The following is a 7,769-nucleotide window of genomic DNA, read 5'->3' as shown; positions in this document are numbered from 1 at the left end:
CAGATCAAGGCCCATCCACTTCGCTGCTGCGGCCTCATGAATAAACCGGGCTAGGGCGCGTTTTACGGCGCGTTTACCACACGGCGGCTAGTCTGCCGCGATGCATCGAACCGCGCCGCACAATAATGCCTCAGCCCGCTTCGAGGGCGGGCCGTCATGACCTCGATGCAGTTGGCGGGCACGGCTTCGCTTGGCTGGGAATCGGCCGCGGCGGTCACCGCGACCATCGGGGCCTTTGCCTGCCTGAGCGCACCGCTGATCCTGTGGAACCGGGGCCGTAGCGCGGGACTGCGCGCCATCGTCATCGCAGCGCTGGGGGCGGCGGCCATCGTGCTGATCACCGGCGTCGCGCCCGACATGGACGACCGCCTCGCATGGCTGGTCGAAGGCTTTCGCAACCTCGCCTTCCTGGCCCTGATCGGCGTGCTGCTCTCGGCAGAGGGACGGCATGCCAGCCTCGCGCTGCTTCGCCCCATGCTCTTCGCGCTGGCCCTGGCCGAGGCGGTGCAATTGCCGCTGATGGCCCTGACCGAATGGTTCGATTCGCCCGCCCAGCATGCGCTGGTGATGAATGTCGCGGTGCTGATCCGGCTGCTGTTCGTCGTCGGCATGCTGGTGCTGATCCATAATCTCTTCGTCGGCGCGGAACCCGAACAGAGGACAAGGCTCGGCCCCATCGTCACCGCGCTGGCGCTGGGCTGGGGGTTCGAGCTGAACTTCCATGCCTTCACCTATCTGGCGGGCGAGGCGCCGCCGGCGATGCTGGCGGTGCGCGGGCTGGCGTGGGGCGTAGCGGCGGTGCTGCTCTACCGCGATGCCCGCGCGCAGCCGGAACGCCGCTTTGCCCCGTCGCGCTCGGTCACCTTCCAGTCGCTGTCGCTGCTGCTGATCGCGTTCTACCTGCTGGGCATATTCGCGCTCGAAACCCTGCTGACGGCGTTCGACATCGACATGGGCGTGGCCAGCCAGTTCGTCGCCATCGTCCTGACCATGCTGATCGGCGTGCTGCTCGCTTCCTCCGGCCTCAGGGCCATGATCCGCGAGGCAATTACGCGCAACCTGTTCCGCCACCGCTTCGACTACCGCGCCGAATGGCTGCGCTTCTCGCGGCTGATGGGCGCGCACGGGGGCGGGGCGGCGCCGCTGGGCCCGCGCGCAATCCAGACCTTGGCCGAGATCGTCGACAGCCCCGCCGGCCTGCTGCTTTGCGCGGGTGACGACGGGGACGGGGAGGGTAACGGCGACTTCACGCTGGCCGCGCGCTGGCAGTGGCCCGACATCGATATCCCGTCCGCGGCACTGCCAAAGGCGACTGTCTCGGACATGGAACAGGCCGAGGACGTGCTCACGCTCGACGCGCTGCGCGGGGAAGCCGCCGCCCCCATCGCGGCAAGCATGCCCGCATGGCTGCTGGACGAGGCGAAGGCATGGGTGCTGGTCCCGCTGCTGCTCGACGGACGGATGGAAGGCGCCGTGGTGCTGGCCCGCCCGGCCTTTGCGCGCAAGCTCGACTGGGAAGACCACGACCTGCTGCGCATCATCGGCCAGCAACTGGCGGTGCACCTGTCCGAACAATCCGCCCAGCGCGCCCTGTTGGAAGCCGCGCGGTTCGAGGAATTCAACCGCCGCATGGCCTTTGTCATGCATGACATCAAGAACCTTGCCAGCCAGCTTGGGCTGACGGTCAGCAATGCGGAAAAGCATATCGAGAACCCCGCCTTCCGCGCCGACATGCTGGTCACCTTGCGCAACGCCACCGGGCGGATGGAGGCGCTGCTGGCGCGCCTGTCGCGCTATGGCGCCAAGGGGGAAGGGCGCAGCGAGGCGCTCTGCCCGCAGGACCTCGCCTGGCAGATATTCGGCGCGCAGAGCCGCACCGGCCCCTTCGGCGACCGGATCCGGATCGAACGCGCCGACGGCTTTACCATACAGGCCGACCGCGAGGGACTGGAGCAGGTGCTGCGCCATCTGGTCCAGAACGCCATCGACGCCAGCCCGCCCGATGCGCCCGTCACCATCGCCTTTCGCCGCGAACACGACATGGCGGGGATCGAGATCGCGGACCACGGCTGCGGCATGTCCGCCGAATTCGTCCGCAGCCAGCTGTTCGCCCCCTTCGTCTCGACCAAGGCCAGCGGTTTCGGCATCGGCGCGTTCGAGGCGCGCGAGATGATCCGCGCGATGAAGGGCCGGCTCGAGGTGCACTCCCGCGAAGGCGAGGGCAGCCGCTTCACCATCTGGCTGCCACTGGCCGATGGCGCAGCCGCCATGCCGCGAAAGGTCGCCTGATGGCCAGCAAGCCCGCACCCACGCCAAAACCCCGCCTGCTGGTGGTGGAGGACGATCCCGGCCTCGCCACCCAGCTGAAATGGGCATGGGACGAATTCGACGTCACCTGCGTCGGCGACCGCGAAGCCGCCATCGCCGCGCTGCGCCAGCACGAACCCGACGTGGTCACGCTCGACCTTGGCCTGCCGCCCGATCCCGACGGGACGAGCGAGGGCTTCGCCGTGCTCGACGCGATCATGGAACTGAAGCCCGACACCAAGGTCATCGTCGCCAGCGGCCACGGCGCGGTCGAAAGCGCGATGCAGGCCATCGCGCGGGGTGCCTATGATTTCTACCGCAAACCCGTGAAGATCGAGGAACTGGCCCTGATCGTGCGCCGCGCGCTCCATCTGGCGGGGATCGAGGCGGAGAACCGCCGCCTTGCCGCGCGGGCGGGCGACGATGCGACCGTGCTGGGAAATCTGGTCACCGGCGCGCCCGAAATGATCCGCACCGCCCGCACGGTGGAGCGCATCGCCTGCGCAGACGTGTCGGTCATGCTGATCGGCGCGAGCGGCACCGGCAAGGACTTGCTGGCCCGCGGCCTTCACGCCGCCAGCGCGCGGGCGCGGTCCGCCCTTGTCGCGATCAATTGCGCGGCGATTCCTGAACATCTGCTGGAAAGCGAATTGTTCGGCTATGCCGCGGGCGCGTTCGAAGGCGCGCATTCCGACCGCGAGGGCCGGATCGAGATGGCGCACGGCGGCACGCTGTTCCTCGACGAGATGGGGGATCTGCCGCCCGCGCTTCAGGCCCGGCTCCTGCGCTTCATCGAAACGCGCGCGGTCGAACGCATGGGCAGCGACAGGAAAATCCCCGTCGACGCGCGCATCGTCTGCGCCACCAATCGCGACCTACCGACCCTCGTCGCGGGCGGCACTTTCCGCGAGGATCTGTATTTCCGGCTGGCCGAAGTCGTCGTTACCATCCCGCCGCTGGCCGAACGATCGGGCGACGCGCCGCTGCTCGCCCGCCATTTCCTCGCGCGCTTCGCAGCCGAGATGAACCCGCATGTCCGTGGTTTCGCGCCCGATGCGCTGGCCGCGATCGACGCATGGCACTGGCCCGGCAATGTGCGCGAGCTTGAGAACAGGGTGAAGCGCGCGGTCATCATGGCCGACGGCAGGCTGATCGGCGCCGAGGATCTCGACCTCGCCGAACCGGGCGAGGAACTGGCACTTGCGCTCAACCTCAAGGCGGGGCGCGAACAGGCGGATCGGAAACTGATTCGGCAGGCACTGGCGCGCAGCGAGGGCAATATTTCGTCAACCGCGCGTATGCTTGGTATCAGCCGACCGACGCTTTATGACCTGATGAAGCAATACGACCTTTCTACTTGACGCCTGCCGATACTATTCTTCGGTTTGGCGAATGCAATATTGGGCTATTGTGGATAAGTATGGTACCACGTTCGACATAATGGGAGAGCGAGCGTGGAAGACATCCTGAAAAACTGCATGTTGAGCGGCTTGCGATATTATCGCGAGGAAACAAAGCAGATGCTGGCGATGGCGCACGATCATGGCGACAGGAGCGACGCCGAACGGCTTGAACGCCGCATTCATCGGCTCGACGACCGCATCCGCGAATGGGATCTCGAAAGCCGCCAGATGCATTGATTCACACGGCAGTGCGAAGCGTCCGGGTCGCGTAATGCGGCTCCGGGCCTTCGCCTGTGCCGAATTCAGGCGACGAATTTCTGATCACTGCCGCCCCTTCGCGCACCCGCACGACACTATTCGTTTTCGCGCCTGCAATAAGACGCGCAGCTTTTTCGCACCTGCAACAATTTCCTGGTGACTTCGGACAGGAAATGCTGAACAACCGGTAATCAGACGCGCATCGGCCCTCGGCGGAGGCTCCATGACGAATTCTGATACCCAAGCGATCCGTGCCTATCCTTCCGACATTCCGGCGCTGACCTCGCTGCGGTTCGTGGCCGCCATCTGGGTCGTGCTCTTCCATTATGTCTGGTGGCTGACGCCGCCCGGCGCGCCGCTGCTGCAAATTCCGATCCTGGCCGAGGGCGATCTGGCCGTGGATTTCTTCTTTATCCTCAGCGGCTTCATTCTCACTCATGCACATCGACGCGAACTGGCGGAGGGGCGGCTGAGGCTGAGGCGGTTCTACGCAAAGCGCCTTGCGCGGATCTATCCGCTGCATCTCGCCACGCTGCTGTTCTATCTCGCGCTGGTCGCCGCCACTTCGCTCGCGGGCCTCACGCTGCCCAATCCCGAGCGTTACTCCCCCGTCCAGTTCGTGCTCAATCTCGGCCTCGTCCATGCGTGGCAGGCGCAGGACGCCGCCGCGTGGAACTTCCCCAGCTGGTCGATCAGCGCCGAATGGACGGCCTATATGCTGTTCCCGCTGCTGACGGCATGGCTGCTGGGGCGCATGCGCGGCATCTCGGCGGCGACCTGCCTGTTCGCCGCGGCGGTGTTGCTGTTCGCGATGGCGGCCGCGGCAGAGCCCTTGCTGGGCTTCCCCTTCTTCTCGCTGCATTCGAATTTCGGCTGGTACCGGATATTGCCCGAATTCATCCTCGGCATCGCGATGTACCGGTTCGGCGCGGCGGGGCCGGTTGCCATCCTGTGCCGCAAATGGGTGCTGGGCCTGATCCCGGTGCTGATCCTGATCACCGCGGCGCTGCAATGGCGGATCAGCTGCGTGTTCCTGCTGGCCTTGCTGATCCTTGCCGTCGCCGAAGCGGCGCGCGGGGCCGATGGCAGCGCGAGGGCCGGCGTGCTCCGCTTTCTGACGGGACCGTTGGCGGTCTATGGCGGGACGATCTCCTTCGCGCTCTATATGGTGCATATTCCCGTCGCGACCGCCGTCTTCAAAAGCGCGGAGATGCTGGCCGGTCCGGTGCGCTGGTGGATGATCCCCTTCGCCATGGTGCTGGCGGTGGTGGCCGCCATGCTGGCGCATCATCTGATCGAACAGCCCGCCTATCGCTGGCTGTCGCGCAGGCTGGCGGGCGAGGAGATCGCGCCGAACCTGGCCATGGAGCGCCGCTGAGCGGGCGGAACGGATCGCGGGCGTTGTAACCTGCACCTTCGGCCCCCAAATGGCGGACAAGCCCATATTGCCCGCTTGACGCGGAAGAACAAATTCGGAACATCCCTGCTTCATGAGCCTTACGACCATTTCGGTGCGCGGCGCGCGCGAACATAACCTAAAAGGAATCGACATCGATCTGCCGCGCGATGCGCTGATCGTGATCACGGGCCTCTCCGGCTCGGGCAAGTCGAGCCTGGCCTTCGACACTATCTATGCCGAGGGTCAGCGCCGCTATGTCGAGAGCCTGAGCGCCTATGCGCGCCAGTTCCTGGAGATGATGCACAAGCCCGATGTCGAGCATATCGACGGGCTGTCGCCCGCCATCTCGATCGAGCAGAAGACCACCAGCCGCAACCCGCGTTCCACCGTGGCGACGGTGACGGAGATCTACGACTACATGCGCCTGCTGTGGGCGAGGGTGGGGGTGCCCTATTCGCCCGCCACCGGCCTTCCGATCGAGGCGCAGACCGTCTCCAACATGGTCGACCGCGTGATGGCCCTGCCCGAGGGGACGCGGGCCTATTTGCTGGCCCCCGTCGTGCGCGGCCGTAAGGGCGAATACCGCAAGGAACTGGCCGAATGGCAGAAGGCGGGCTTCACCCGCGTCCGCATCGACGGCGAGATCCACCAGATCGAGGACGCCCCCGCGCTCGACAAGAAGTTCAAGCACGACATCGAGGTGGTGGTCGACCGCCTCGCCGTGCGCGAGGGGATCGAGACGCGCCTTGCGGACTCGTTCGAAACCGCGCTGCGTCTGGCCGACGGCCTCGCTTATGTCGATCTTGCAGACGGTGTGGTGCCGGGCCGCGAGGGCGAGGAACAAGCAGGCGGCAATCTGAAAGGCGCGGGCATTCCCGCCAACCGCATCGTCTTTTCCGAACGCTTTTCCTGCCCTGTCAGCGGCTTCACCATCGAAGACATCGAACCGCGCCTGTTCTCGTTCAACGCGCCGCAGGGTGCCTGCCCGGTGTGCGACGGGCTGGGCGAAAAGCTGCTGTTCGACCCCCAGCTGGTCGTCCCCAACGAAGGGCTCAGCCTGAAGAAGGGCGCGGTCGTGCCCTGGGCCAAGTCCAACCCGCCGTCGCCCTATTACATGCAGGTGCTTGCCAGCCTCGCGAACCATTTCGGCTTCGAACTGGAAACCCCGTGGGAAGAGCTGGCCGAGGAACACCGCAGCGCCATATTGTTCGGCACCAAGGGCAAGCCCGTCCCGTTGACCTTCAAGGACGGCCGCAAGAGCTATACCGTCAACAAGCCGTTCGAAGGCGTGATCGGCAACCTCAACCGCCGCATGCTGCAGACCGAAAGCGCATGGATGCGCGAGGAACTGGGCAAGTTCCAGACCGCACAGCCCTGCGAGGCCTGCGGCGGCGCCCGCCTCAACGAAAAGGCGCGCGCGGTAAAGGTCGCGGGCACCGACATCGCGGGCCCCGTCCGCCTCTCGGTCAGCGACGCCAAGCGCTGGTTCCTGGAACTGGAAGACAAGCTGGGCGACCAGCAGAAGCAGATCGCCAAGGCCATCCTGAAGGAGATCAACGAACGCCTCGGCTTCCTCGACAATGTCGGGCTCGACTACCTCAACCTCGACCGCACCAGCGGCACGTTGTCCGGCGGCGAAAGCCAGCGCATCCGCCTCGCGAGCCAGATCGGCAGCGGCCTGTCGGGCGTGCTCTACGTGCTCGACGAACCCTCCATCGGCCTGCACCAGCGCGACAACGACCGCCTGCTCGAAACGCTGAAACGCCTCCGCGACCTCGGCAACACCGTCATCGTCGTCGAACATGACGAGGACGCGATCCGCGCCGCCGACCACGTGGTCGACCTCGGCCCCGGCGCCGGCGTCCACGGGGGAGAGATCGTCGCGCAAGGCACGCTGAAACAGGTGCTCAAGTCCAAGAACTCGCTCACCGCCGCCTATCTCAACGGCACCCGCGCGATCGAGGTGCCCAAGAAGCGCCGCAAGGGCAACGGCAAGAAAATCACCGTCCACGGCGCGGTCGCCAACAACCTCAAGGACGTGACGGGCGAGATCCCGCTCGGCACCTTCACCTGCATCACCGGCGTGTCGGGATCGGGCAAGTCGTCCTTCACCATCGACACGCTCTATGCCGGGGCGGCGCGGGCGCTGAACGGCGCGCGCGTCATCGCCGGGCCGCACCAGAAGATCACCGGCCTCGACCACTGCGACAAGGTGATCGAGATCGACCAGTCCCCCATCGGCCGCACCCCGCGCTCGAACCCGGCGACCTACACCGGCGCCTTCACCAATATCCGCGACTGGTTCGCCGGCCTGCCGGAATCGCAGGCGCGCGGGTACAAGCCGGGTCGCTTCAGCTTCAACGTCAAGGGCGGCCGGTGCGAGGCGTGCCAGGGCGACGGCC

General features: G+C 66.2%; 5 protein-coding genes. All 5 read left to right on the top strand.

Translation table 11 applies throughout. The annotated features are described in order from the left end of the window. Window positions 1-156 precede the first annotated feature (156 nt). Window positions 157-2,289, top strand: a complete 2,133-nt coding sequence (gene prsK, locus AC4FIJ_RS16215; RefSeq protein WP_490337669.1) for an XrtA/PEP-CTERM system histidine kinase PrsK — start codon at window positions 157-159, stop codon at window positions 2,287-2,289. After that, window positions 2,289-3,668 (top strand): PEP-CTERM-box response regulator transcription factor, encoded by a 1,380-nt coding sequence (prsR, locus tag AC4FIJ_RS16210; protein WP_490337668.1) that lies wholly within the window; start codon window positions 2,289-2,291, stop codon window positions 3,666-3,668. The genes prsK and prsR overlap by 1 nt, the downstream gene beginning before the upstream one ends. A 93-nt stretch (window positions 3,669-3,761) precedes the next feature. Continuing rightward, window positions 3,762-3,947: a GIY-YIG nuclease family protein gene (locus AC4FIJ_RS16205; protein WP_490337667.1), complete on the top strand. Its 186-nt coding sequence runs from the start codon at window positions 3,762-3,764 to the stop codon at window positions 3,945-3,947. 244 nt (window positions 3,948-4,191) lie between these two features. Then, complete coding sequence (locus tag AC4FIJ_RS16200) at window positions 4,192-5,346, top strand: acyltransferase family protein (protein WP_490337666.1); 1,155 nt, start codon at window positions 4,192-4,194, stop codon at window positions 5,344-5,346. 112 nt (window positions 5,347-5,458) lie between these two features. Further along, a partial coding sequence (uvrA, locus tag AC4FIJ_RS16195) for an excinuclease ABC subunit UvrA (protein WP_490337665.1) occupies window positions 5,459-7,769 on the top strand: 2,311 nt, incomplete at its 3' end.

This window comes from Croceicoccus sp., assembly GCF_983967925.1.
The sequence above is the reverse complement of the archived record's forward strand: the minus strand, read 5'-3'. Positions and strand labels throughout refer to the sequence as shown.

What these genes read in the sequence shown, in the direction of transcription:
- AC4FIJ_RS16200 (WP_490337666.1), top strand. Translation starts at nt 4,192, where the DNA reads ATGACGAATTCTGATACCCAAGCGATCCGTGCCTATCCTTCCGACATT.
- prsR (WP_490337668.1), top strand. Translation starts at nt 2,289, where the DNA reads ATGGCCAGCAAGCCCGCACCCACGCCAAAACCCCGCCTGCTGGTGGTG.
- prsK (WP_490337669.1), top strand. Translation starts at nt 157, where the DNA reads ATGACCTCGATGCAGTTGGCGGGCACGGCTTCGCTTGGCTGGGAATCG.